This is a genomic window from Hominimerdicola alba (assembly GCF_900109655.1).
In the GTDB taxonomy this organism is placed as follows: domain Bacteria; phylum Bacillota; class Clostridia; order Oscillospirales; family Ruminococcaceae; genus Hominimerdicola; species Hominimerdicola alba_B.
In genome coordinates, this window is the sequence record NZ_FOAT01000011.1 from 53,484 (window position 1) to 78,667 (window position 25,184).

The window sequence follows — 25,184 nt, forward strand, 5'->3', positions numbered from 1 at the left end:
CGTTGACAAACCCGCCTGATGATGGTATAATATTTTAGTCTGAATGGGACGTAATAATGAATGCTGCATAGAACTACTGTCTGAACTAAGGATGATGGGCTTCTATGAGCCATAATTTTTAGTTTGGAAGGAGGTAAGTTCTGATGAGAGAAGGTATTCACCCTAACTATGTCGAGACTACAATTACTTGTGCTTGCGGCAACGTTATAAAGACCAGATCCACCAAGGAGAACATCAAGGTCGAGATCTGCTCCAAGTGCCACCCTTTCTTCACCGGTAAGCAGAAGCTGGTTGACAGCGGCGGACGTGTTGACAGATTCAAGAAGAGATTCAACCTCGACTAATTATCAAGAAGTTAAAGAGCGGAAATTTTCCGCTCTTTTTTGTATATACAAGGATGGTAGACAATGAAAAAATGCTTACCGTTAAATAAAGAATCTTCGGTTATTTTGGTATCGGTGATTGTTATAACCATATTGGAAATAGCTATACTGTGGATTCGATATAGTGATTCTCCGTATATTACAGATTATAAAGGTGAATTTGTAAACTCGGCTGGTGACAAATATAAAGTTGAGATCATAAAAAGCAGAGATGATCCTGATCATAGCCATCTCGATATACGCAAAGATGAATTCAGATATGTGTCCCTTTACCATTTAAACTATAACAAACCAAAGGAAGCACTGCCGCAGGATATCCGTTTCATTGATATGTCTAAAAACAGCTATATCGCATGGATATATCAAAAAGACGGCAGTGAGATGATAATATATCCAAATGTGCCTTATGTGTTATTTTATCTGGATTCAGAGATCACTGATCTGAATGCGTTAGATATGTGCGCCATAAATGAGATCGAACAAAGCAACGCACTTGACAGCCTGCCCGATGCAGATATCCACAAAGCCAAGTGGGAGAACTATTTTTCAAGGCTGAAACAGGAATACGAAGAAAGTACCGATACATCATCGAAAGAGGACAGTGTATGAACTACAAAACGGTCTACGGTTGTGCCACAGGCACTTATACCGAGAAAAAAAGCGATTTTATAGGACAGATAGCCCCCGTAAAAACAGCTGAACAGGCAGTTGAGTTTATCGAGAAGATAAAGGCTGAAAACCGCAAGGCAAGGCATAACGTATATGCTTATGTTGTGCGTGAGGGTAATGTTTCGCGGTATTCCGATGACGGTGAACCCCAAGGCACAGGGGGAGTACCCGTGCTCGATGTGATAAACAAGGCGGGTCTTACCGATGTATGCGTTGTGGTAACAAGGTATTTCGGCGGGATACTGCTTGGTGCAAACGGCTTGGTAAGGGCGTATTCTCAGGCTTGTTCACTGGCGATAACCGAAGCTGATATCCTGAATATGTACGAGTGTTCAATGATCTCATTTTCCTGCGATTATAACCTCTACGGCAAGATAAAATATATCCTGCCCGATTTTGAAGCCATCACCAAAAGCGAGGATTTCTCCGATACAGTCAATATGGAACTGCTTGTGAAGTCCGAGCTGACCGACCCTTTAGCCAAAAAGCTGACGGATATCTCAAACGGTCAGCTGAAATATGAGATACAGGATGGCTTGTGGGCGGATTTCTCCGAAAATAACCGTTGATTTGTATATTATGCGATCGATTTGTATTGTTAATTTGTGATATCCTACAAATCGATTTGAATGCTTCAAAAAAATAAAGGTATTTTTTGAGTAAATGAAGTATATTCTAGTAAACGGCGAAAATAGGCGGAGGTGATGATATGCTGCCAAGAGAACAGTGGGAACAGTTTGAACATAGTATCCTTTGTGAAAAAGCCGCTTTCTCGGATAGTTCCGCAGGAAGAGAAAGAAATGAGGATAAATGCCCCATACGCTCCGAATACAGGCGCGACAGGGACAGGATTCTTCACTGCAATTCTTTCAGAAGGCTGAAACACAAAACCCAGGTGTTCCTTTCTCCTGCGGGAGATCATTACCGTACCCGACTGACCCATACCCTTGAAGTCAGCCAGATAGCAGGCACAATAGCCCGCGCACTCAGGCTGAATGAGGATCTCACTGAAGCAATAGCGCTGGGTCACGATCTGGGTCATACGCCATTCGGGCATGCGGGTGAACGTATGCTGAACGAACTCAGCCCCTGCGGCTTTCATCATTACGAGCAAAGTCTCAGAGTGGTGGATAAACTTGAACGGGGCGGCGAGGGTCTTAACCTCACCCATGAGGTCAGGGACGGCATACTGAAGCATACCAACAGCGTCGCCAAGACCTACGAAGGCTATGCCGTGCGCTTTGCCGATGTTATTGCCTATATCAACCACGATATCGACGATTCCATCAGGGCGGGTATCCTCAGGGAAGAGGATATCCCCTCGAAGATAACCTCTGTGCTGGGTCACGATAAATCCTCGCGCATAACCACCCTCGTAAGTTCCCTCATCGAGTGCGGACTTAGCGGTGAAGCTGGTGACGAGGATTCGCTGAAAATGACCCCTGAGGTCGAAACAGCATATAAAGCACTGCACCGATTCATGTTCGACAGTGTTTATACAAATCCCGTCTGCAAATCCGAGGAACGCAAGGCGCAGGATATGATAGCATATTTATACAAGTATTATACAGACCATCTTGAAAGACTTCCTGCCATGTATATGAACCTTGCCTATCACTACGGCATCGATATGGCGGTCTGCGATTACATATCGGGTATGACCGATGTTTTCGCGGTAGAAACTTTCAAGGAACTTTTCATCCCGGCGGCGTGGATGATAAAGTAAAGCAAAAGTTTAAGCCGCACAGGAGAGGGGGAGTCATTTTTTTGGATCAGGAATTTCTTGAAAAGCTGAAATATGAGAACCCCATCAATGAGGTCATGCGTGAAAATGGCATCGAGCTGAAAACTTCTGGACGGGGATATATGTGTAAATGTCCCTTTCATGATGACAGCACAGCTTCGTGCAGTGTGGTTCCCTCACAGGGATTTTTCCACTGCTTCGGATGCGGTGTCAGCGGAGATGTTGTCAGCTTTGTCAGAAAGTACAGAAACCTTGGTTTCATGGATGCCATCAACTACCTTGCCCAGCGTGCGGGAATGACAGTCCCCACATGGAATGGCAGCGATGATAAAAGCTATAAGCGCAGGATGCGCATATACGAGATGAACAAATGCGCGGCAAGATTTTTCCGTGACCAGCTGAAAACTCAGGACGGTCTCAGGTGCCTGAATTACCTGGTACACACCAGAAAACTCTCAGCCGATGTTATAAAAAAGTACGGCATGGGATTTGCACCCAAAAGTTTTACTGCGCTTAAGTCCTATATGCTGGGCTGCGGGTACAGCGAGGATGAACTTGTTTCCGCATCACTTCTGGGACGTTCACAGACTTCGGGAAGAACCTACGATTTTTTCATGGACAGGGCGATGTTCCCGTTTATAGATGTTGCGGGAAATATAGTCGGCTTCGGCGGAAGAACGTTGGGGGACGATAAAAGAAAGTACCTTAACACAGGCGATACCACTTCCGAAGAATTCCGCAGGACGAATGACGAGAAAAAGCTTGACGGCTATTCAAAGGCGCGTTTCGTTTTCTCTTTGAATTACGCGAAAGACGTGTCTGTAAAAACCAGAGAATTGCTTCTCTGCGAGGGCAATCTCGATGTAATATCCCTGTATCAACACGGATTCACCAATGCGGTGGCATCCTGTGGTACAGCGCTTACTCCCGAACAGGTCAAGGCGATGAAGAATTATGCCGATAAGGTTGTTATCTGCTACGATGCCGATGACCCTGGACAGAAAGCCGCCCTGAGAGCGGTGGGTATGCTGAGAAGCGGAGGTCTGGGCAGCAGCGTTATCCATATGGAGGGTGCTAAAGACCCCGATGAGTATATAAACAAGTTCGGCGAAGACCATTTCAGATATCTGATAAATAATGCCGCTGACGGCTTTGATTTTGAATTAGGGTACTATTCGCGGGGACTTGATCTTGATAAAAGGGACGATAAGATACGTTTTCTGAAAATGGCTTATACGTCCATAGCGGGCGAACCCGACAGCACCGCAAGAGATACCATGGAAAGACAGCTGTCGGAGCAGTACAATGTTTCTTTTGATGTTATAAGAGCGGCGGTAGATGATATAAAGATGCGCCTGATGGATTCCGAAAAGCGTTCAAAACAGCGTGAAGAAGTAAGACAGACCATCCTAGCCGATGAAGAAACGGCTGCGAATAAAGCAGTCTACTGCGAACGTGGACTTATCTACTACATATGCTGCAACAGCGATGCTGCACAGGAGATAGGTCAGCGCATATCACCCGAAGAGTTCACAGATGAATTCAACAGAAAGCTTTTTGTTGATATCTCGGGCAGACTTTCCGTAGGCGATATCATATCGCTGGACGTTATCTGCGAACAGCTTTCGGAGGAGGAACAAAACAGGGTCAGACGGTCTTTCGCAAAGTACGCGAAGCTGAATGTCAACAGGGAAGTCGCTGAGCAGTATATTTCTTCCATAAAGGCGTATAATAAGAGAAATGCTCCGCCGGCGCAGGAAGAGAAGACCAGCGAGGACTACTTGAAAATGATGGAGGAACTGCGCAGAAAAAAATGCTGACGCAGCAGAAAATAAAGGTCACCTAAATAAGGAGAGTTGAACATGACTGATAAGAGCAAGATAATGGAAAACCTGATGGAACACGGCAAGCAGACAGGCAAGCTGACCACCAAGGAAATAACCGACGCACTGGAAAAGCTGAACTTCGATGTTGAGCAGATGGATAATTTCTATGATACCTGCAACAGCCTTAATATCGAGATCATCGACGACGTTGTTGTTGACGATACTCTTGATTTTGTAAATCCCGATGACGAGCTGGAGCAGGACGATGTTGATATCGCCCTTTCAACCGACGGTATCGCCATTGATGATCCCGTTAAGATATACCTCAAGGAGATAGGCAGAGTTCCACTGCTGACTTCCGAGGAAGAGATACAGCTGGCTGAAATGATGTCAGGTGATAACGACAGGGAAGCTACCAAGGCAAGAAAGCGTCTTGCAGAAGCTAACCTGCGTCTGGTCGTATCCATCGCCAAGAGATATGTGGGCAGAGGCATGAGCTTCCTTGACCTCATTCAGGAAGGCAACATGGGTCTTATCAAGGCAGTTGAAAAGTTCGACTACAAAAAGGGCTTCAAGTTCTCGACCTACGCTACATGGTGGATAAGACAGGCTATCACAAGAGCCATCGCAGATCAGGCAAGAACTATCCGTATCCCTGTTCATATGGTTGAGACCATCACCAAGGTAAAGAAAGTTTCTTCTCAGCTCCTGCACAAGAACGGTCACGATCCGTCACCCGAGGAGATAGCTGAAGAGCTTGATATGAGCGTTGAAAGAGTACGTGAGATCATGAGAATCGCTCAGGATCCCGTTTCCCTTGAAACTCCTATCGGTGAGGAGGAAGATTCCCACCTCGGCGACTTTATCCCCGATGATGACGCTCCCGCTCCCGCAGAGGCTGCTTCTCTGGTATTGCTGAAAGAGCAGATAGATCAGGTTCTCTCCACTCTTACCGAGCGTGAAGAAAAGGTGCTCAGACTGAGATTCGGTCTCCAGGACGGCAGATCCAGAACTCTGGAAGAAGTTGGTCAGGAATTCAAAGTAACCAGAGAGCGTATCCGCCAGATCGAAGCAAAGGCACTGCGTAAGCTCCGTCACCCCAACAGAAGCAACAAGGTCAGAGATTATCTTGACTAAGGGAGGGCGAGATGTACATAACTCTCGAAACTGATTACGCAGTAAGGATAACGTCCCTGCTGTGCAGATCAGAGAGCAGGCTCGATGCAAAAACTATTTCCGAACAGACCTGTGTTACCCTGAGATTCTCGCTGAAAATACTGCGCAAACTGGTGTCGGCAGGGATAGTGAAGTCCTTCAAAGGCACTCAGGGCGGATATGTTATCGCAATGGAACCAAAGGATATCACGCTGAAAATGGTGATAGAGGCTATCGAGGGTACATACTGCTTTTCAAGATGTCTACAGCCTGATTCAGAGTGTAACAGAGGTGCATCGGGAAGATGCCCATTTCAGGATGCCTTTGCCGATATCACCGCTTTAGTATCCGAGAAGCTTGAAAGCCATAATTTTGCAGAGCTTAACAGCAAGTATGAGGTTTCTGATGGAAAATAGACCTGATAATGATAAGCCCAAAAACAGCTTTCGTCTCAGTGATGAGGCGAGAGCTGAAATTGACAGGGAATACATGGATGTCCCCGATGATTATTCAAATTATATCCGACCACGCACTGTGGTGCCAAATAATATCTTCAGTAACTACCATGAGTATAACAATGACTTTGAGGAGTATGATGATCATCCCGATAGGTACGCAGGTGATAGCGAAGAGTACGACTATCCTTACGACGAATACGAGGACATTCAGGACGGATACGAAGATGTTCAGGACGAGTACGAAGATATCCCCGAGGATTATCCCGACGATCTTGATGATTTCGACGATATCCCCGACAACGAATTCGCTGAATTTACCGAAGGAGAAATACCCGAGGGCGAAGAAGAACAGCCTCCCAAAAAGAAGAAAAAAAAGCACTGGCTGAGAAAACTGATAATTGGCGTTATAGTCCTCTGCTTTACAGTCATAGCAGTTGACATCGGACTTCTTTTTTTCACGGGACATCTGTGGTTCAACGAACCCAGAAAGCGTGACTATCCCATAAGAGGACCCGTCATCACCGAAAAAGCTGGTGAGGTACAGTGGAAACGCTTTGCACAGCAGAATATCCAGATATGCTATATCCGTGCCACCAAGGGCGTTTCTTTCGAGGATAAGCTCTTCGAGCAGAATAAAGAGGGTTCGGGTCAGTCAGGTCTGCCCACGGGTATGATACACGTCTTCGACCCAATGCGGGACGGCGAGGAACAGGCAGACCATTTCATTGAAGTATGCGGCGGCATGGGCGGAAGACTGCGTCCTGTCGTTGATTGTGACCTAAGTGTATTCTACTCGGTACTCCCGTCAGATGAAGAGAAGGTAGCCGATAGACTTCGTGCTTTTGTTGACAAAATACAAGAGGAATACGGTTGCACTCCGATAATAAAGTGCGATTCCGATTTCTACGAAAAAATAGCAAGTGCGAAGCTTTTTGATGACTGCCCCATATGGTACGTCAGTGAATATAAAAAGGTTCCCAAAGACGTTCGAGCAGATCTTTGGGGATACAGCAGCCGTGTAAAATTCAGCTTCTATGAGAATCATAATTTTCTGGAAATGGTTGTTTTGAACGGCGGAGAAGACGACTACTATAAACTGACCATCGAGGACGCAGATGAAGATGAAGAGGAAGAAGTCGAAATCGAAGATACGGAATAAAATCAAAATTTCGCATATACTGCCAAAGAGGAGAGCTTGATCAAAAGCTCTCCCCTTTGGCGTTTTACGTGAGATTACGTTCATTCCTTCGCTTCATGCCTATACCTCAGCGGGGTGATCCCAAAAATTTTCTTGAAACTCCTTATGAAATTCTCACTGCTGCTGTAACCGCATTTATGCCCTATCTCCTCCACGCTCATTTGGCTTTCTTTCAGCAGTGATGCCGCCAGATCCATGGTTATCCGCTGTATATCCTCTCCGGGAGATACCCCGAACTGCTTTTTATAAAGCACGCTGAAATGACTGCGGGTCATGAAAAAAGCCTCCGCCATACGCTCCACCGACCATTCCCCTGGCGCAGAACTTACCTCTGCCCTTATCTGCCGCAAACGCTGGACAGTCAGATTATCCCGCTTTGCTTTCGGGCTTATATCTACACGGTTAATATACAGTTCGTCTATCACACATCGCAGAGCATCAGCCATCTCGCGGCTGTGGTCTATCATAACATCGGTGAGCCACCATGTGATGCGTGAAATACTCTCGATGAACTTCCAGCTGGGTTCAATGTAGAATACTTTGTTTATTGGCAGTTCGCTGTTTTCCAGAAGCCTTTCGTCATCGTACGTGAATTTAACATAATCATTGGTAAATCCCCCCTGCAAAGATTTGTAGTCCACAGGCTTGTCGGGTGGGAATATCACGCAGGCGTGAGGCTCGGTAATGATGGTGTTACCGTTCAGCAGAAGCTCCACGGGGTCATGAAAATGCACCAGCATATAGCAGGGCTCGCCGGGTATATTTATATGAAAGCTTTCATGCTCTGTGCGATCGTTGAAAGCTCCCCAAATCTTAATGCTCATATATTGCTCCTTTTAGGTCAAGGTTTAATCTGTTATAATGTTAGTATAACATACAAACTGATAATTTTCAAGTTTCGCAAGGTGATGAAAGCCTGAAAATTCAAGATGAATAACGAAAATTGGGAACAAACTGAATATTTAATGACATATTTTCGTCTTTCAAAAACGTTTTCGTAATATGTATGTGTACACTGTTAAACGAAAAATATTCAATAGGTTAGCGAATGGCGTTATAGAATATGTTAAGTGGTAATTATCATTTTTATTGATAATTTTCCGTGGAAATGGCACACTTACAGATCTGAATTGCTCTGAAATTCAGATGATATTAATGCAATTGGTTTTCTGCACTCGAAATGTCGCCCCTAAAAAACAGTGAAAATGATAAGCTTGCTGTTTGTCAAAGTATAGCATATATCAAATTGTTATCGTACACATTAGCAGATTTTATTTTATGTTTAGATTGTTAAAATGTTTTTAAATCCATTGACAATCAACTATTGATATTGTATAATATCTATATATGATAATGTCGGGTTAATCAATGAAAATTGAAGAATAATAAAGCAATACTCAGTTATTTGGTGACATAATACGGAGGAAAATAATATGGCATTTGAGATAGAAAATGGCGTGCTTGTTGGCTATATTGAAGAAGAAGGCGTTTCTGATATAGTGGTTCCCGATGGCGTTGTTGAGATAGGTGAAGCTGCTTTCGGCGGCTGCAGCACTCTCAGACATATCAAACTGCCCGATGGTCTGCAGGTGATCGGTGACTATGCTTTCGGCTGCTGCCGTCATCTAAGGACAGTAAATATCCCTGATACAGTAAGATCTATCGGTGCTACCGCTTTTTTCAGCAATAAAAAAATGGAGCCCATGCCTATACCGGATAGCGTAAGGGAAATAGGTGAGCACGCTTTTACCGATACTTCTGTGCTTGCAGGAAAAAAGAGATATGCTGTGTATGCGTATCAGATGCTGGAAGATAAGGACAGCTTTTTTGAGCGTGCGATAATCGAATCCGAGACTAGCGGTGATGCTGAGTTTACTGCTCAGAAAATGGCACATCATCTGATGGGAACAGGCATTGTCGGTGATAAGGTAAATAAGCTTGCACTGGATGGCTCCAGACCCAAAGAACTCACCGATGATGAGTATGATTACAGGGTGGCTTCCATTCATGCTTCAAACGAAGCCTACAAGATATGGCTCATCGACGAGGATAGCTGTTCTCAGTATTCCAACGATACCCTGAAAAGAATGTTCAACGAGAATATGGATCACTTCATCAGACACTACTGCCACAAGTTTGTTATTGATTCAAGAAAATGACACTTGCAGCCAAATAATGTTTATACAGACACTTCTGCTTTTGGACGGAAGTGTCTTTTTGCTGAATTTTTTTACCCGCACTTGCATTTATCGGCTGAGCGTGGTATAATATATAAGTATATATTAATTTTGAGAGGTGTAATCAATGATAGAATTAAAAGAATACAGAGGTCATATACGCAACTGGCGTCGGCTTTGCGAAGAGCTGGGGATTGACAGCAGTCTTCCCCGTGCTGACAGAGAAAAGGCTATCGTGGTAAAGGCTTTTGATAAGTGGGGCACTGCTGTGGCAGACCATCTCTACGGTATGTTCGCTTTTGCTGTTGAGAACGACGGCGAGATCTTCTGCGTCCGTGACCATTTCGGCACAAAGCCCTTTTACTATTATGAAACAGCTGACGGCAGACTGCTCTACGGTACAACTATTCGACGCATAATGGAGCAGGAGGGCTTCGTTAAGGAGCTCAATGAGAAAATGCTCCAGATATACATGACCCTGACCTATGTAGCAGGTGAGGACACTTTCTTCAAGGGCGTGAAGAAGCTGATGCCCGGACATTATCTTGTCCACAAAAACGGAAAGACTTCCATTACACGTTACTGGCATCCCGAGTTTCACCCCGATGAGAGCAAGTCTCTCGAAGACTGGGCTGACGAGATACATACCACCATACAGAACATCTTCCCCGAGGTCAAGGAAGATGGGGAGACTGCTGAGAGCTTCCTTTCCGGCGGCGTTGATTCTTCCTACGTGCTGGCTATGTCCGATGCTCAGGTGACAGATTCCTGCGGTTACGACGAAGAGCGTTTTGACGAGAGCGGACTTGCAAAGCAGACCGCTGATATCCTTGGCAGAAAGAACAACCGCTGCAAGATCACTCCCGAGCAGTATTTCGATATCGTACCCTACGTTATGTATAATATGGAGCAGCCCCTTGGTGATGCTTCCGCTATCGTGTTCGCCATCGCCTGCAAAGCTACCGCCGAGCATACAAAGCTCTGTTATTCCGGTGAGGGTGCTGACGAATTCTTCGGCGGATACAATATGTACCGCAACGCCGAGCGTTACGGCGATAACCTAAAGACCTTCTATGTTGGCAATACCAACATCATGAAGGAAGATGAGAAGCAGCGCATACTCAAGCACTATGACCCTAACTATCTGCCAATAGACCTGGTCAAGTATATCTATGATGAGACCGAGGGTCTTGACCCGCTGACAAAAATGTCCGATGTGGATATACAGATATGGCTGGAGGGCGACATCTACCTCAACGTTGACAAGATGAGCGAAGCCGCAGGTCTGGAGATAAGAATGCCACTGACCGACAGGAGAGTATTCGATATCGCATCACGTATGCCCTCACGCTTCAAGGTAAACGAGGAGCAGAACAAGGTGGCATTCCGTACCGCAGCAGCAAAGGTACTGCCCGCTGAGATAGCATTCCGCAAGAAGCTGGGCTTCGTCGTTCCTATCCGCTTCTGGCTCGCTGACGAGCGCTATAATGCAGATGTCAGAGCGAAGTTCAACAGCGATATGGCAGCAAAGTTCTTTGATCTCGATGAGATCAATGCTATCTATGCTGATTATGTCGGTGGAAACTCCGATAACTGGCGTAAGATATGGACGATATACACATTCCTTGTATGGTATGAGGAATATTTCGTAAAAAGATAATTGTAAATAGTTTGCAAACGGAGTGTTACAAAACACTCCGTTTGTGCGTTTTTATCGGAAATCACGCAGTTTCAGCTTGCGAGAATTTTTCAAAAAAATCTGAAAAAAGTTCTTGACAAATCGACACTGATATGCTATAATAATTAAGTCGTCGGGGTGTGGCGCAGGTGGTAGCGCGCTACCTTGGGGTGGTAGAGGCCGTGGGTTCAAGTCCCGTCACTCCGACCAGACTAAAGAACAGACCGCTCATTTTGGGCGGTCTTGTTATATCGAGGTGTGGCTCAGTTTGGTAGAGCGCTACGTTCGGGACGTAGAAGTCGCGTGTTCAAATCACGTCACCTCGATTCAACTAATTTAATATAAACGATTAGTCGGGGTGTGGCGCAGGTGGTAGCGCGCTACCTTGGGGTGGTAGAGGCCGTGGGTTCAAGTCCCGTCACTCCGACCATAAAAAAGACCGTCCATTTTTGGGCGGTCTATCTTTTTGTTATTCATTGAGAAAAGTCATAATCAAATCATGACCGTAGCCGTAAAAGTCCTTACGTGTAAGCTGATATTCTCCACGATGATAAATCAGACCATACTCAGTGTCGCAAATTCTAAAGTCAATATCAATCTGAAGAGAACCGTTATTATCTTCATCATCTGAGAAATAAGACAGGACGATTTTACTATGAGCAGGAGCAAAGCCGAAAGACAACTCCATAGCGTGAGAAATGATTTTTTTTGCTTCAATACTTGTCATAGAATCACCCCCCTTAATCATTAGAATTACAAAGTTCAATAAACAAGTCAAAAGCTTTATCATTAAGCTCATTAATATAATAGATATATTTCATACGTTCATCAACAGTAAGAGAAGCAGAGCAAGAAATAACACCAATCAACTCATTTAACTTTTCAATAGCACGACGGCAAGCATACATAGAACGACTATGCAAAGCACGACGATAAAGACGATAATAATTCATAATAGACCATGAATAAATATTAAGTTTCATAAAATTACCTCACTTTCATTTTATAAGGGGCTTTCCCTTATCTCTGTATATATTATATCATACTTGTACAACTATTTCAATTGACATAATAGATAAACTTGTACAAGTATTTTTATTTATTTTGATACTTGTACAACATACGTGAATATGATAAAATATAATAAAGGCAGGTGATAACATGGGAAAAGCAAGTACAGCAACTAAAAACGCATGGAATGCAAAAGCATATGATCAGCTAAGAGTAATTGTAAAAAAAGGCGAAAAGGATAAAATAAAAGCATATGCCGAAAGCCAAGGACTAAGCCTTAACGCATACATTAACAAACTCATAGCCGAGGACATGGAAAAAGCGGGAGAATAATCCCGCTTTTTTTATTTAGTATTCAAACAGAATACAACACCCGAGAAGATAAAAAAAAGCAATATAGCAAGAAGTGCAAAAGACAAGATAGTAATAAAAATACACTTATGATAAGTTTGTTTTGAAAGACCTGCTTTGCGTAAGTCATCGAGATAATCTAAAACAGGAAGCTCAACAAAAACAGTAATCAAAATAATAATGATAGCAAAAAGATAATAGATCATGATAAACCTCTTTTCAGTATGAAAACTTTAGATTTATAACAGCGCTGCGCATTGAATTATAATTACTATGTATATAACGCTGAGTTGTAGCAATATCAGAGTGACCGAGGATAGCACGAACAACGTCAATATCTGCACCAGACTGTAAAAGAAAAGTTGCATATGTATGCCGAAGCTTATGAGGACTAAGGTAAGGAATATCCGGATAGAACTTTACACGCCTATCATAGAACCTACGGAAAGCACCGTTATAGGCTCGAAGACTAAAAGGGGTATCCATACCCGCCAAAGTAAAAACAAAGCCGTCAGAGCTATCGAGGAGCTTTACAGAGCGCAAAATATCAACAGCATGAGCATGAAGCGGTACAACACGGTCACAGCGGGACTTTGTTGTATTAACTATCTTATCACCGTCAGCAGTATGTACAAGTGTCTGACATACTCGAATAAAAGCATTATCCAAGTCCACATTCTCCCAACGCAAAGCGAGAAGCTCACCACGGCGAAGACCAGACCAAAGGTCAAATTCAAACATACGAGATACACGGCTATTTTCTTCAAAAAGATGCTCTATATGATCTGGATTAAAAAACTCTGCATCTTTTTTAATCTTCTTAGGACACCGAAGACAATTAACAGGATTATCAGAAAGAAATCCATTCTTAACAGCTTCTGTGAAAACACGACGTATGAGAAAAAAAGCATCACGCTGACGAGTAACACAGTACTGCTTAGTAGACTTCAAACACAATTGAACATCAACAGGACGAATACAATCAAGCTCAGAATCAAAGAGATCTGAAAAACAATTATTGATTATAGTCTTATAATCAACGGCTTTATCATGTGTTATAATACCGTCCACATAAGCATTAAAATAATAATTCCACCATTTAGAAAAAATCACAAGCCCAACTCCTTACAAAGTTCATTAAATTTTCGTTCAGCTTCTCTACATTCATCAATTTGCTTTTGAGTTTTTTCATGCTCCGTAAAATTTCCATTATTGCCGAACGTAAACGAGGATAAATATTGATATGATCTATTGACACCAGAAACAGAAACAACAGGAGATTTTAATTCAAAATCAGTATCCAAGTATTCAATCTCAGGTTTTGTACGTATATTGTGAGAGTGCCAGTAAAAACGACCAAATATCTTTTTTACATCTTTAGTAAGATATTTAGTGACATAAAAGGCTAAATTAGCAGGGTCACCATAAGTTTTAATTGCAGTAGAAAAACCATATTTCCAATCCTTAATGTTATAAACAACTTTTAAATCATCTTCGGAAAGACCAGACCGAAAAAGCATATTTTTTTCACGGATAGTTGATAGCTTGACAGGCTTATCAAATCCCTTTACACAGCGGGTCCCGCTATCCAAGAATTTCAAATCACAATCATTGAAAAGAGCATGACAATGAATACCACCTTTTTTATGTAGCTCAGGGACTAAGACATAAGAAAGATTTTTCCTACGTACAGCATTATCGAGCCAGACCCGAAGTTTTTTCATAACATCAACAGAGGAAAAACGGTCAACATCATCATTATTGAATGTGAATGTAACAAACCAAGACCAATCATTTTCATATACGATATCAAATATTGAATCCTTAGCACGTTTAAGGGAATCTGACCGAATATCACCATACTTCAACCGCTTTACATGAAAGCGGTTATCCTTAGAAACGTCCCAGAAGCGGAGCGGTAAACCATCGTCAGAACGAAGTGTAATAATATTTTCGATAAATTCCTTTTGTAGAAGTTCCCAGATAGCGTTATTTTCAATCGTAGAAGTATTGACAGTATCATGACATTCCCAGTTAGAAGACTTAAATATGCGGTGGCTACATCGACAGAGAGTGAAACAGCCGTCACGATAATGTTTTATCTTGGTATTTTTAAAAACAGCAGAGGGAGAACCACGTATATTTTTAAGATTATTTAAAGTGGTTTTTACCCTTTTGCTTGCTTGCATTTTTCCACCCCCTGACAAAGTGATTGTTTTATGTGGCTAATATCAAGTAATAGCCACCCCCGCCGAAGTGCCCCCCGCACCCGCGCAAAGCGCGGGTGTGCGTGGGTCACTTTTCGGCGGGATTCTTCTTATTATCTATAACATTAGCTCCCATATCTAACAAACGCTCCTGCATGGGCTTGAAACCTGTAAGAGCAAGCCTTTGAACTTTTTCATAGGTATCATAAGCATCTCGAAGCTCCTGAGTATGTACGAAGAAATAAGTTTTAAGATGGCGAAGCTTTTCAATAGTGCCGTCCTGCTTGACAAGCGGTTTATATGCTCTAACAATAGTCAAACAACCGAGAACCGTCATAGGCTTATAAAGTACACGCACCTGTTCTCTTATAGGTTTAGCGACCCTAGCGAAGACCTGAGAAGTGCCAATAATACATTTTTTCTGTTTTCTTAACTGACAAATCTCCTGAATCATTTCAGGCGGAAAATTTTTACTATCCGCAGAATTGAACCAGTTTTGCACCTCGTCAATATAAGCAACATCACCGTATTTGTCATTATCATCAAATACAATCTGTTCCCAACTTTCAAGTTTTTCATCTTGGAAGCTAAGATTTATATTAGAACGAAGACGGCAGTTAGGGTACATTTTTTTCATACGCAAACAGAATTCAACGCTTGCAATACTTTTACCTGACCCCTGTTCTCCTGCGAAAAGGTGCAGACCATCAATAGGAAACTGATCGGGGTCTTTTTCGTAAACATCTTTTATAAACCTTTTAGGAAAATCCCAGAACAAACGCAAAATCATAGGACGCTGTTTAAAGGTGCTTTCATGTTCTTTTTTGGGAAGTTTTTTCCCGCGAGCACGATAATAACAAAAGAACACAGCACACATGAAAAGAAACGGAATAAGCAGGATAATTATCCATTTAATAGCAAGTATCATTAACGATATAATCATTTTTAAAAAAGTAAGAAACATTGAATTCATAATAAAATCTCCTTTACGATCTAATATTTATACGCTTGCGATAAAAATAGACACCAATACGAAATGAAGTATAAGCAAGCCAGACATTGAAACAATTAATTAGTGCTGCTATCGGAAGAACATAACCAACATTAGCACAAAGAGTATGAAGACCGTCATATAACATAGTAAAATCTCTATCAGGTATATCCACAGAGGGGATATATGTTATAAGACGGTCAAAGGCATCTAAGGTAAAATCAAGAATCTTATTAAAAATCATGAATCATCACCACCGTTCAAGGGAATAGTCTTGTAAATATGCTTGAATAAAAGGATATACGCGATACAAACAAAGATATTCTTTACAGTTCCTCGATATGGTTCATAAACAGACCAATCAACAAGAAAAAGACGAACACCAAAAACAGTAAAATGCCAATCCGGGGGAGATTCAGAAGAATTTGCAATAGTATCGCGAACATCTTCTAAATTATCCTTTACATCATCAACAAACTTGAATTTATTAGAGAGAAGTGTACCAGATAGTTCAAGCCTATCATTCATATCATCGAGATCAGGAACAAAAATTTCAGTAGTATTATTATTTATCTCCGTAGACAAATCGGTAACAGAATCATGTAAATCAGTAGATAAGTCAGTAACAGAATTATTTATATCATCAAAAAGGGAATCTAAATGCAATTGAAAGTTATTATTCATATTACCTAAAAGCCCTGCAAAATTACCAGTAGGAGTAATATCAAGACCATTGAAATAAGGAGCTAAAGCACCAGTTAAATCAGGTAAAGAAAGCTGATTATTCTGCAAAAGGGGTGCAAGCTCATTCATCAAAGAGGGTAAATCGAAATCAGTATCAAAAACAAGGTCTTGTAAACGTGGAATAACATCGGAGAATCCATAATAAATACCCTCTTCAATCATGCTTTTCCAAGGAATATGCTGGATATAAGCAGTAAAGTTATGAAACTCAACAGACAAATTATGATCTGAGTTTTCAAAAAGGTATTTTAAATAATTAGCAAGCTCCTGCAAGTCAGTAATTGTACCGCCTTGATAAGTATTGGAATCAATAACATCATTCGGAGGAACAACAGATGAATTCCGCAAAGAAGATACATTAAAATCTACACGAGCAATAAAATCACGCTCATTCTTATGACCAACAGCAATAATACAAAGATTATCATAGGCATAAACACCAGAACTATTATTAGCAATCTTATTCAAATCAAGATATTGACCACCACCAGAAACACCGAAATGACCATTAATATTATATGTACCTAACTTGACATAAGGAAGAGAATAGGAAGAAACATCAAATATACGATTTAAACGTGATACCGAACTATGGGAGTAAAATGTAACTGCAGGCATAAGACCATGCACAGAATTATAAACATCAAAAGCAGTATCAATAACAGATGCAAATCCATCATTTTCAATTTCATAATAAACAGAAGCAGGAATTTCAGATATTGCAACAGGGGAAGTAATTATATTCCTAACAGCACCACCAGAAGCAGGAAAAGAAGATGGAAATAGATAATAATCAATAGAACCGATATCAGAGGAAACATTAGAAACATTATAATGAAGTTGATCTGAAATAGAAAGAAGATTTAAATGAAATTGTGGAAGAGCATCCGGAATAAAAACATTACCGTTTTCGTCTAAAACTTGAAGATATGAAATAAAAAGCCAGTTAGCATCAGGAGAAGAAAAAGAAGAAACATAGCCACCACCAGAAGAAACATTAAATTGTTGAGAATCAAAATCAAAACGGTTAACTACCTCATAAAAACTTGAAGAATTAGGAGATTTAGAAAGAACAACACGACCAGAGGAATCAGTATAAAAAGTAAGTTGAGTACAAGAAGAGGGAAGATAAAAATATCGTGCACGAGTATGACCATTTGAAAAATCATGAGGTTCAACAACAATACAAGCTAAAGAATAACCAGACGGTACAGAACCACCGATAGAAGAAAAAGAATTACAATAATCCTCTCCCGCATTATAATCTGCACCAACTAAAGAAAAAGATTCAGCAGGAACATCAAGAGCAAAAGCAGATATATAAAAAGCAAAAGAGGAAAAGAAACATAAAAATAAGAAACAAAATATCTTTTTCATAATTCACCAACTTTCAAAAAAAGTCGGGATATGCGGAAAGCATACCCCGAAAACAATGGAAACTTTACGCAACACGAATTACGCACCGCGCAGGATAGAGAACAGGAAGCCGATACCTTTACGGAAAGCAATACAGCCGACCGCAACAGGGAGCAGAGCAGGAGTAAGACCCGCAATAGTTGCAAGAACCTGATTCAGACTTTCACCGTTAGAAGTAGCCCAAGTGATAAGAGTATCACTAGGAAGAGAGGGTGAAACCTCATCGGCTACAATCGCACCCGCAGACATAAGACCAAACATTTGCAATCTCCTTTCTTTATTTAATTATATGTTCTAGGCAGTTCGGTGCAGTACGAGTTAGAAACCGACACCGCCGAAAAACCATTTACTAACTACTGTCCAAGCCCCTAACCAGACAACAGTTAAAATAAGAACTACACATATCACGGAAACACCTTTATCTATATTCTCTAGGTGTTTATCGATGGAAACAAGCGTATCCATATCAGAAGAAGTAAGTTCGTCTGTTGTTATCTCTTCGCTTACTATCTCCTCATTTTCGTTCACTGTGAGGGTCATCATATTTATAATCTTTATCACCCCCGAGAGCGATATAATGAGATTTATAAAACGTTCTCTCGTTACGCATAATGCCGAGGTTACGTTTTAAACGCGAGTTTTCAATGCTTTGAACGATATACATACCGACAAGCAAAGCAATCGTTACATACAAGCCATAGGCTTGACCCCAAGCAACAAAGGAATCCATGATACAGACCCCCTTTACTTTTTATCTGTTTTCAGGGGTGTGCCGTCCTGCGATACAACGGTAATATCAATAAGCTGAGGTCTGCCGTTGATGATCTGATAGTCAAGGCGGATATAACTGCCGATAAGACCGTTGAGCATGAATTCGTCACCATTGTGTGCCATAGGGCTATCAATGTTAACTTTGAGGGTATCAACTGCAACACCGTGATGACCCTGAACATTAGATGTTTCGATATGAAAAACTATCTTTTCAGGACTTGTAATGTGTCTGCCATCGATAACGCCGTCAAATGCCTTTTTCTTAGTCCAACCGACTATTTTTGTGTTTGTGTTTGCCATAATTAAAATCCTTTCTGCGGTTCTTGCCTTTTCCGCGTGGCTTATATCAAAATGTTCCGTTTTGGAACAATTAAAGAATATCATATTTCGTTAATTAAGTCAATAGCAATATGTTCCAAAATCGAACAGACAAATTTATGAAAATGTGCTAAACTAGAACAAAGAGGTGAAATAAATGATAGCTAAACGCTTAAAAGAAGCGAGAAAAAAAGCTAAACTATCCCAAGAAAAAGTAGCAGAATTATTAAATACTTCTCGTAGTAATATTTCAAAATATGAAAACGGTAATGCTAACCCAGACTTAGACATTTTCGCAGAATTATGTAAAATATACAATGTATCTGCTGATGAAATACTAGGAATAGAAAGAGAAACATATACTAACAATTACAACATATCATCACATGATAACAGCACCCAAAACATCAATATAAACAATAAGTGATATATTTGTCACATCAAAACACCGCAAGACGGTGAAATAACCGTTATTCCCGCGATAATGCAACGAAGAACAGCGACCAAAGCCGAGAGCACAAAGTGCTGCGCTTTTCTTCCTTTGCCCCTGTGAGTATACCGTATTATGACATTGAATTCTCGCGGAGCTGTGTAAATTCGTTCCGCAAGCTCCACGATTTTACACATTCCGCAAGATTTCAATGACATAATACTGTATGTGCTAATGGAGCAAAGAAAGGAAAAGTATGCTACCTGCGGAGCAGGGAAATGAGCATTCAGACAAGAGCAGGGGCAGACGGCAGGAGCTGGAGCAGGCGGGAGCAGAACAACTTAATAGTCAATCAGCCAATGAACGGAACACGTTCGGGACGTAGAAGTCGCGTGTTCAAATCACGTCACCTCGATTCAACTACTTAAATATAAACGATTCGTCGGGGTGTGGCGCAGGTGGTAGCGCGCTACCTTGGGGTGGTAGAGGCCGTGGGTTCAAGTCCCGTCACTCCGACCAGTAAAAGACCGTTCATATGGGCGGTCTTTTTTATATATCATCAGACTGAAGAACATACGGAGGTCACCATGAAAATAATCTGCAAAAAATGTCTGCTTGCGGATATCGACCGCGATGCATATACCGAAAAACTGATGGAGTACATCGCCGCCGTACCCGAGGATAAGCGGGTCGGCGAGGAAGAATATCAGCGCCGCCTTGAACTCTGTAAACAGTGCGACCAGCTGATGAACGGTATGTGTGCTGTGTGCGGGTGTTATGTTGAACTCCGTGCGCTGAAACCCGAACAAAGCTGTCCTGGGGAAGGAAAATACTGGTAAATAAATAGCTTTTTAACTGTTCTCTATTTTTGCGGAGAGCAGTTTTTTATTGCCACGAACATTTCTTTTTAGTACAGAAAGTTGTACTGCATTTCATTTTTTATAAAAATCTGTTGTAATCTGAAAATAAATATGGTATAATCAATGCATGGATATTTCGTGAACGACTAAGGAGGATAAGCCTTATGGAACAGAACTTTATAAAGCCACCCGTGGAGATCAGATATGCCGATCAGCTGAAGATTCTGCGGGATAATGATAAGGGTAAAAAGCCCGAAAACTGGCTGCTTTCACCTAAAGCAGTACGCACTTTCATACTCGGCGGGGAAGTTGATACCCCCGAGGGAAAGGTTAAGATACCCCGCAAATTCTACGGCAATGATGCTCTTGTTGAAAGATGCATCATCACCCTTGCGGGCAGCAGAGGTCTTATGCTGGTGGGCGAACCCGGTACAGCAAAGACCATGCTCTCAGAACTTCTTTCAGCAGCCTGCTGCGGAGTCAGCACCAACACCGTTCAGGGCACCGCGGGTACTACCGAGGATATGATAAAGTACAGCTGGAATTACGCCCTGCTCCTTGCAAAGGGTCCATGCCGTGAAGCGCTTGTTCCGTCTCCCTTACTTGTGGGCATGGAAAAAGGCATCTTCGCCCGATTTGAGGAGATAACCCGTACCCCCGCTGAGATACAGGACAGCCTAATCTCCGTAATGAGTGACCAGATTCTTAACATCCCAGAACTTGGCGATGAGGGTCTTGTTCAGGCGAAACGCGGCTTCAATATAATAGGCACCGCAAACACCCGCGATAAAGGCGTTAACGAAATGTCAGGCGCTCTCAAAAGACGTTTCAACTTCGAGACTGTAGAGCCTGTCAGCGATGTCAGCCTTGAAAAGGAGATCATTATCCGTGAAGCCGAAAACATGGCTAAGGCAGGCCATATCGATTGTCCTGTAGATACTGATGTTGCGGAGCTTCTGGCAGTTACCTACCATGAACTCCGCGAGGGCAAAACAGCCGAGGGAACAGTGGTGGAAAAACCTGCCGCTGTTATGAGTACCGCAGAAGCTGTGTCCGTTTATTATCAGACTATCAGCCACGCTTGGTATTACGGCGACGGTACAGCCGACCTTGGCATACTCACCGAGAATCTTCTCGGGGCGGTGTGCAAGGAGAATAAGGACGATCTGGAAAAGCTGAAAGCATATTTCAGAACAGCAGTTAAGGAGAAAGCGAAAAAGGTTGGTGGCGCATGGAAGGAATATTCAAAGACAGCCTCTTTGCTGAGATAACAGGTGAAGCAGGGGAGCTTTTAAAATATGATACTTCTGGGGATCTTCTGCTTTTTCCTGTAAGGCACCACAGCCCTGTGTGTTCATATCAGCTTCTTCGTGCAGTGGAAGAATTCTCGCCCACTGCGATACTGGTGGAAGGTCCCGAAAATGCCAATGACCTTATACCCGTGCTGACCGATGAACGCACTGAACTTCCTGCCGCATTTTACTACTTCTACAAGGACAAAAAGAAGCTTGTCAGCGAGGACGCAGAGGATTACAAGTGCTACTACCCGTTCCTCTATTCATCCCCTGAATTCAATGCTCTTGCCGCCGCTGCGGCTAAAGGCATACGCGTTGCATTCATCGATCTGCCATATTGCGAGATACTTATCAACACCGCAAAAGGCAAAGGTCTGCGCACCGAGAGCGAAAAGCACAGCTATACCGATGACACCCGCCTTATCCGCTCGCAGTTCTACAAAAAGCTCTGCGAGAAAACAGGCATACGCAATTTTGAGGAGTTCTGGGAAAAGTATTTTGAGATCGAGGGTCTTAAACTTACCCCTGCCGAATTCTGCAAAAATATGCACACCTATTGCGTACTGACCCGCGCACAGGAAAAGGAATCCGAGCTTGAAGCAGACGGTACCCTTGCCCGTGAGCGTCACATGGCTCTACGCATAAAAGAAGCTCTTGACAAAGGTGAAAAAGTTCTTGTGGTCACAGGCGGACTTCACAGCCTTGGTCTTGCAAAGCTTCTTAAATCGGGGAAATTCAAAGCTGAAAAGCTCCACAAAATGACCCCCGATATTCAGGGTTCTTTCCCAACAGCATATTCCTACGAAGCCGCAGACGCACTTCACGGCTATGCTTCGGGTATGAGCTTTCCCGGGTTCTATGACAGGATAATGAAGCGCATCGTGAACGGCTCTGACCCCGCAAATGTTTATAACGATGCCACCCTTGAACTTCTTATCAAGACAGCCAAGGAAAGCTCCAAAAAGGATATCGCTATATCTATCGCTGATATCACCTCTGCCCAGACTGTTATGAACGGTCTTGCGGCACTTAGAAATGTGAGCCAGTGTGGTATCTCCGAGCTTGCTGACGGTATCACTTCGGCGTTCATCAAGGGCGAAAAAACCATATCTTCCGCCATGCCTCTTGATATCATGAAGCGCCTGGCAACAGGAGACGGCATCGGTCATATCGGCGATAAGACCCATGTTCCGCCCCTTGTGTCAGATTTTGAAAAGCAGTGTGAAAGCTTCAAGCTGAAATACGCCAGCGTTATCCCGCAGGAAGCAGATGTACCCCTTTTCCTGGGGGAAAGAGGTCAGAACCTCAGCCGCTTTATGCACAGGATAACCTACCTTGATACAGGCTTTGCCACCCTCACAAAAGGTCCCGACCTGAAACGCGGCAAGGACAGGAGCCGTGTGCGTGAGTTGTGGAAATACCGTCGAACTCCACAGGTGGATGCCGCACTTATTGACCACACCACTGACGGCTTCACAATTGAAGAAGCCTGCACCAATCTTGCGGCACGTGCTCTCACCGAGCACCGCAGATGTCAGGACGCGGCACAGACTGCCATCGACTGTTTCCTCATGGGCATACCCCTCACAGGTCACCAGAAAGAACTGCTGTACGATATAGTTTCCGAAGACGGCGATTTCTTCTCCATCGGCGAGGGTCTGCGCTGCTTTGCCAGACTGTGCGACCTGCAAAAGTTGTACGAATTTGAGGACAGTTCTTCTTTCGACTGCCTTGAAAAATGTATGTCAAGACTTATACCCGCACTGCCATCAATGGCAAATTCTCCCAAAGAAACATCCTCTGACGTGGTAGATGTTATGCGCCTGATGTACAGCCTGACAGGAAGTATGCTTGAAAACTGGCGGGAGACTCTTGAAGGTGCTCTGCTTACTCTTGTGGGATCCAAGGACAAAAACCCCGAAGTCTACGGCGCGGCTATGGGTCTGCTATATGCCCTCGAGCCTTCCCGCAGAAGCGCCGCTGAGGATGCTATGCGGGGCTTCCTGCAAGGCTCCGAAAAGGTTCGTATGCAGGGTGCGGATTACCTCAAAGGCTTGTTCTGCACCGCAGGGGATATCGTCCTAGCCGATGACTCTTTCCTATACATGACAGACGAGTTGATAACAGGCTTTGAAAGGGAAGACTACCTTGAGATACTGCCCTCAATGCGCCTTGCTTTCTCATATTTCACGCCATCGGAGATACAGTCCATAGCAAAGGCAGTGGCAGGCATACACGGCGTTAAGGACAAGGATATCATATATGGAGATACCATAGACGAGGGCTTATTCGAGTTCGGTAAAAAGCTCGACAGCCTTATAACAGCACGGCTGAATGGAGGTGAGGTGCAGTGACGGAAGATGAACGCAGAGAACTTTCGGTGAACCGCTGGAGGCTGGTTCTGGGCAGTCAGTCTGACCGTGACCTTGAATTTTCGGGTACTCCCTCAGAACTCCGCGCCTTTGCTGATATGGAAGACCTTCTGGATTACCTCTACAGCCGTTCATCGGGTGAAGATGTCCGCGAAGATGGCAGCAGATCGGGGGGGAGGGGAGATTCAACCCTCAGTGCCGCTAAGTGGATAAACAAAGTCCGTGAGCTTTTCCCGAACAAAACAGCAGACGTTCTGGAAAAGCACGCCCTCGATGAATTCCACTTGACCGAGCTTCTCACCGATAAGGAAGTTCTGGAAAAGATGACACCTAATATGGACTTGTTAAAGACCATCATGCAGCTGCGCCACCTGATGAAAGGCGAAGTCCTTGAAACAGCAAAGCGCATAGCCGCCAAGGTAGCAGATGAGCTCCGTGAAAAGCTGGAAAACAGCGTCAGACAGTCCATACTCGGCAGGATTGACCGCAACAGCTCCAGCCCCGTGCATACGGCGCGAAATCTGGATTTCAAAAAGACTATCCGTCGCAATCTCAAAAACTATGACAGTGAGAGCGGACAGCTCATGCTGAAAGAGATATACTTCTCGAACCGCGTGAAAAGGTACAGCAACAAGACAGTCATCATTGCCGTTGACGAAAGCGGCTCCATGGTGGGCTCGGTGATATACAGCGCAGTAATGGCGCAGATAATCTCAAAACTGCCTTTTGCCGAGGTCAAGCTTGTGATATTTGATACCAATATAGTTGACCTCACGGGTCAGGCAGAAGACCCTGCCGAAGTACTGATGAGCGTACAGCTTGGGGGCGGTACTGATATCGGCAAGGCGATGTGCTACTGCGAAAAGCTGATAACTGCTCCCGCACAGACAGTTGTGATATGCGTGACAGACCTCTACGAGGGTGGACCGGTAAATACGCTGATGAACGTCAGCAGGAATATAATAACCAGCGGTGCGAAGCTCAGCTACCTTACCGCTTTGGATGAAAACGCAAATGCCGCATTCGACAGGAACTTAGGTCAGCGGCTGGCAGATATGGGCGCTTTCGTGGGCGCTCTTACCCCCGACCAGCTGGGGGATTACGTAGGCAGGATATTCAGCGGGGGGTGA

General features: G+C 43.3%; 27 protein-coding genes and 4 tRNA genes. 20 read left to right on the forward strand and 11 right to left on the reverse strand.

The genetic code is table 11. The features are described 5' to 3' along the window. Positions 1–143 precede the first annotated feature (143 nt). From rpmE to BMY75_RS11995, 8 genes are all read left to right on the forward strand, one after another. The gene (rpmE, locus tag BMY75_RS11960; RefSeq protein WP_074834104.1) at positions 144–344 is read left to right on the forward strand and encodes a 50S ribosomal protein L31; all 201 of its coding nucleotides are present in this window, start codon (positions 144–146) and stop codon (positions 342–344) included. 369 nt (positions 345–713) lie between these two features. Then, entirely contained in the window at positions 714–992 is a 279-nt protein-coding gene (locus BMY75_RS18260) for a hypothetical protein (protein WP_155267799.1), read from the forward strand. Continuing rightward, positions 989–1,621: a YigZ family protein gene (locus BMY75_RS11970; protein WP_074834106.1), complete on the forward strand. Its 633-nt coding sequence runs from the start codon at positions 989–991 to the stop codon at positions 1,619–1,621. The genes BMY75_RS18260 and BMY75_RS11970 overlap by 4 nt, the downstream gene beginning before the upstream one ends. 140 nt (positions 1,622–1,761) lie before the next feature. Then, the gene (locus tag BMY75_RS11975; protein ID WP_074834107.1) at positions 1,762–2,778 is read left to right on the forward strand and encodes a deoxyguanosinetriphosphate triphosphohydrolase; all 1,017 of its coding nucleotides are present in this window, start codon (positions 1,762–1,764) and stop codon (positions 2,776–2,778) included. A gap of 41 nt (positions 2,779–2,819) precedes the next feature. Next, positions 2,820–4,616 carry a DNA primase gene (gene dnaG, locus BMY75_RS11980; protein WP_074834108.1) on the forward strand — a complete coding sequence of 599 codons (1,797 nt, stop codon included), beginning with the start codon at positions 2,820–2,822 and terminating at the stop codon, positions 4,614–4,616. Positions 4,617–4,658: 42 nt separating this feature from the next. Next, the gene (gene rpoD / locus BMY75_RS11985; protein WP_074834109.1) at positions 4,659–5,759 is read left to right on the forward strand and encodes an RNA polymerase sigma factor RpoD; all 1,101 of its coding nucleotides are present in this window, start codon (positions 4,659–4,661) and stop codon (positions 5,757–5,759) included. A gap of 11 nt (positions 5,760–5,770) precedes the next feature. Continuing rightward, positions 5,771–6,193, forward strand: coding sequence for an RrF2 family transcriptional regulator (locus BMY75_RS11990; protein WP_074834110.1), 423 nt, complete (start codon positions 5,771–5,773; stop codon positions 6,191–6,193). Beyond that, positions 6,183–7,394, forward strand: coding sequence for a glycoside hydrolase family 25 protein (locus BMY75_RS11995; RefSeq protein ID WP_074834111.1), 1,212 nt, complete (start codon positions 6,183–6,185; stop codon positions 7,392–7,394). Before BMY75_RS11990 ends, BMY75_RS11995 begins: the two co-directional genes overlap by 11 nt. A gap of 80 nt (positions 7,395–7,474) precedes the next feature. Here the strand turns inward: BMY75_RS11995 and BMY75_RS12000 are convergent, their stop codons facing one another. Then, positions 7,475–8,257, reverse strand: a complete 783-nt coding sequence (locus BMY75_RS12000; RefSeq protein WP_074834112.1) for a helix-turn-helix transcriptional regulator — start codon at positions 8,255–8,257, stop codon at positions 7,475–7,477. Positions 8,258–8,866: 609 nt separating this feature from the next. On the opposite strand from BMY75_RS12000, the gene BMY75_RS12005 reads away from it, so the two are divergent. The 5 genes from BMY75_RS12005 to BMY75_RS12025 all read left to right on the forward strand — a co-directional run bounded on the left by BMY75_RS12005 (position 8,867) and on the right by BMY75_RS12025 (position 11,718). Then, on the forward strand, positions 8,867–9,592 hold the full coding sequence (locus tag BMY75_RS12005) for a leucine-rich repeat domain-containing protein (RefSeq protein WP_074834113.1): 726 nt from the start codon (positions 8,867–8,869) through the stop codon (positions 9,590–9,592). A gap of 145 nt (positions 9,593–9,737) precedes the next feature. Further along, entirely contained in the window at positions 9,738–11,270 is a 1,533-nt protein-coding gene (locus BMY75_RS12010; protein WP_074834114.1) for an asparagine synthetase B family protein, read from the forward strand. A gap of 152 nt (positions 11,271–11,422) precedes the next feature. Continuing rightward, a tRNA-Pro gene (locus tag BMY75_RS12015) sits at positions 11,423–11,498 on the forward strand. A 42-nt stretch (positions 11,499–11,540) separates the two neighbouring features. After that, positions 11,541–11,614: transfer RNA gene (locus tag BMY75_RS12020), tRNA-Pro, on the forward strand. A 28-nt stretch (positions 11,615–11,642) separates the two neighbouring features. Further along, a tRNA-Pro gene (locus tag BMY75_RS12025) sits at positions 11,643–11,718 on the forward strand. A 39-nt stretch (positions 11,719–11,757) separates the two neighbouring features. Here the strand turns inward: BMY75_RS12025 and BMY75_RS12030 are convergent. Together BMY75_RS12030 and BMY75_RS17705 are read right to left on the reverse strand one after the other, a co-directional pair. After that, positions 11,758–12,015, reverse strand: a complete 258-nt coding sequence (locus BMY75_RS12030; RefSeq protein WP_074834115.1) for a hypothetical protein — start codon at positions 12,013–12,015, stop codon at positions 11,758–11,760. A gap of 13 nt (positions 12,016–12,028) precedes the next feature. Next, complete coding sequence (locus BMY75_RS17705; protein ID WP_139199810.1) at positions 12,029–12,271, reverse strand: hypothetical protein; 243 nt, start codon at positions 12,269–12,271, stop codon at positions 12,029–12,031. 178 nt (positions 12,272–12,449) lie between these two features. On the opposite strand from BMY75_RS17705, the gene BMY75_RS12035 reads away from it, so the two are divergent. Next, the gene (locus BMY75_RS12035; RefSeq protein WP_074834116.1) at positions 12,450–12,632 is read left to right on the forward strand and encodes an antitoxin; all 183 of its coding nucleotides are present in this window, start codon (positions 12,450–12,452) and stop codon (positions 12,630–12,632) included. A 237-nt stretch (positions 12,633–12,869) separates the two neighbouring features. On the opposite strand, the gene BMY75_RS12045 is transcribed toward BMY75_RS12035, so the two are convergent. The 8 genes from BMY75_RS12045 to BMY75_RS12085 form a co-directional block, all read right to left on the reverse strand. Then, positions 12,870–13,763 carry a tyrosine-type recombinase/integrase gene (locus tag BMY75_RS12045; protein ID WP_074834118.1) on the reverse strand — a complete coding sequence of 298 codons (894 nt, stop codon included), beginning with the start codon at positions 13,761–13,763 and terminating at the stop codon, positions 12,870–12,872. Further along, a complete protein-coding gene (locus BMY75_RS12050) occupies positions 13,760–14,839 on the reverse strand; it encodes a rolling circle replication-associated protein (protein ID WP_074834119.1) in 1,080 nt (359 codons plus the stop codon). Before BMY75_RS12050 ends, BMY75_RS12045 begins: the two co-directional genes overlap by 4 nt. 106 nt (positions 14,840–14,945) lie before the next feature. After that, complete coding sequence (locus BMY75_RS12055; protein WP_074834120.1) at positions 14,946–15,830, reverse strand: zonular occludens toxin domain-containing protein; 885 nt, start codon at positions 15,828–15,830, stop codon at positions 14,946–14,948. Between the two features lie 258 nt (positions 15,831–16,088). Next, positions 16,089–17,969, reverse strand: a complete 1,881-nt coding sequence (locus BMY75_RS12065; protein ID WP_074834122.1) for a hypothetical protein — start codon at positions 17,967–17,969, stop codon at positions 16,089–16,091. A gap of 78 nt (positions 17,970–18,047) precedes the next feature. Further along, complete coding sequence (locus tag BMY75_RS12070; RefSeq protein WP_074834123.1) at positions 18,048–18,269, reverse strand: hypothetical protein; 222 nt, start codon at positions 18,267–18,269, stop codon at positions 18,048–18,050. 57 nt (positions 18,270–18,326) lie between these two features. After that, positions 18,327–18,536: a hypothetical protein gene (locus BMY75_RS12075; protein WP_074834124.1), complete on the reverse strand. Its 210-nt coding sequence runs from the start codon at positions 18,534–18,536 to the stop codon at positions 18,327–18,329. Next, positions 18,523–18,738 carry a hypothetical protein gene (locus tag BMY75_RS12080; protein ID WP_074834125.1) on the reverse strand — a complete coding sequence of 72 codons (216 nt, stop codon included), beginning with the start codon at positions 18,736–18,738 and terminating at the stop codon, positions 18,523–18,525. The genes BMY75_RS12075 and BMY75_RS12080 overlap by 14 nt, the downstream gene beginning before the upstream one ends. A 14-nt stretch (positions 18,739–18,752) precedes the next feature. Next, the gene (locus BMY75_RS12085; protein ID WP_074834126.1) at positions 18,753–19,079 is read right to left on the reverse strand and encodes a hypothetical protein; all 327 of its coding nucleotides are present in this window, start codon (positions 19,077–19,079) and stop codon (positions 18,753–18,755) included. Between the two features lie 175 nt (positions 19,080–19,254). Here BMY75_RS12085 and BMY75_RS12090 point away from each other — a divergent pair, with 175 nt between their 5' ends. The 6 genes from BMY75_RS12090 (at position 19,255) to BMY75_RS12115 (ending at position 25,184) form a co-directional block, all read left to right on the forward strand. Further along, on the forward strand, positions 19,255–19,524 hold the full coding sequence (locus BMY75_RS12090; protein ID WP_074834127.1) for a helix-turn-helix domain-containing protein: 270 nt from the start codon (positions 19,255–19,257) through the stop codon (positions 19,522–19,524). A gap of 446 nt (positions 19,525–19,970) precedes the next feature. Next, positions 19,971–20,046, forward strand: a tRNA-Pro gene (locus BMY75_RS12095). A gap of 68 nt (positions 20,047–20,114) precedes the next feature. Next, positions 20,115–20,366, forward strand: a complete 252-nt coding sequence (locus tag BMY75_RS12100) for a DUF6171 family protein (protein ID WP_074834128.1) — start codon at positions 20,115–20,117, stop codon at positions 20,364–20,366. Between the two features lie 185 nt (positions 20,367–20,551). Continuing rightward, positions 20,552–21,658, forward strand: coding sequence for an ATP-binding protein (locus tag BMY75_RS12105; protein ID WP_074834129.1), 1,107 nt, complete (start codon positions 20,552–20,554; stop codon positions 21,656–21,658). Further along, entirely contained in the window at positions 21,619–24,036 is a 2,418-nt protein-coding gene (locus tag BMY75_RS12110) for a DUF5682 family protein (protein WP_074834130.1), read from the forward strand. The genes BMY75_RS12105 and BMY75_RS12110 overlap by 40 nt, the downstream gene beginning before the upstream one ends. Next, positions 24,033–25,184, forward strand: coding sequence for a VWA domain-containing protein (locus BMY75_RS12115; protein WP_074834131.1), 1,152 nt, complete (start codon positions 24,033–24,035; stop codon positions 25,182–25,184). Before BMY75_RS12110 ends, BMY75_RS12115 begins: the two co-directional genes overlap by 4 nt.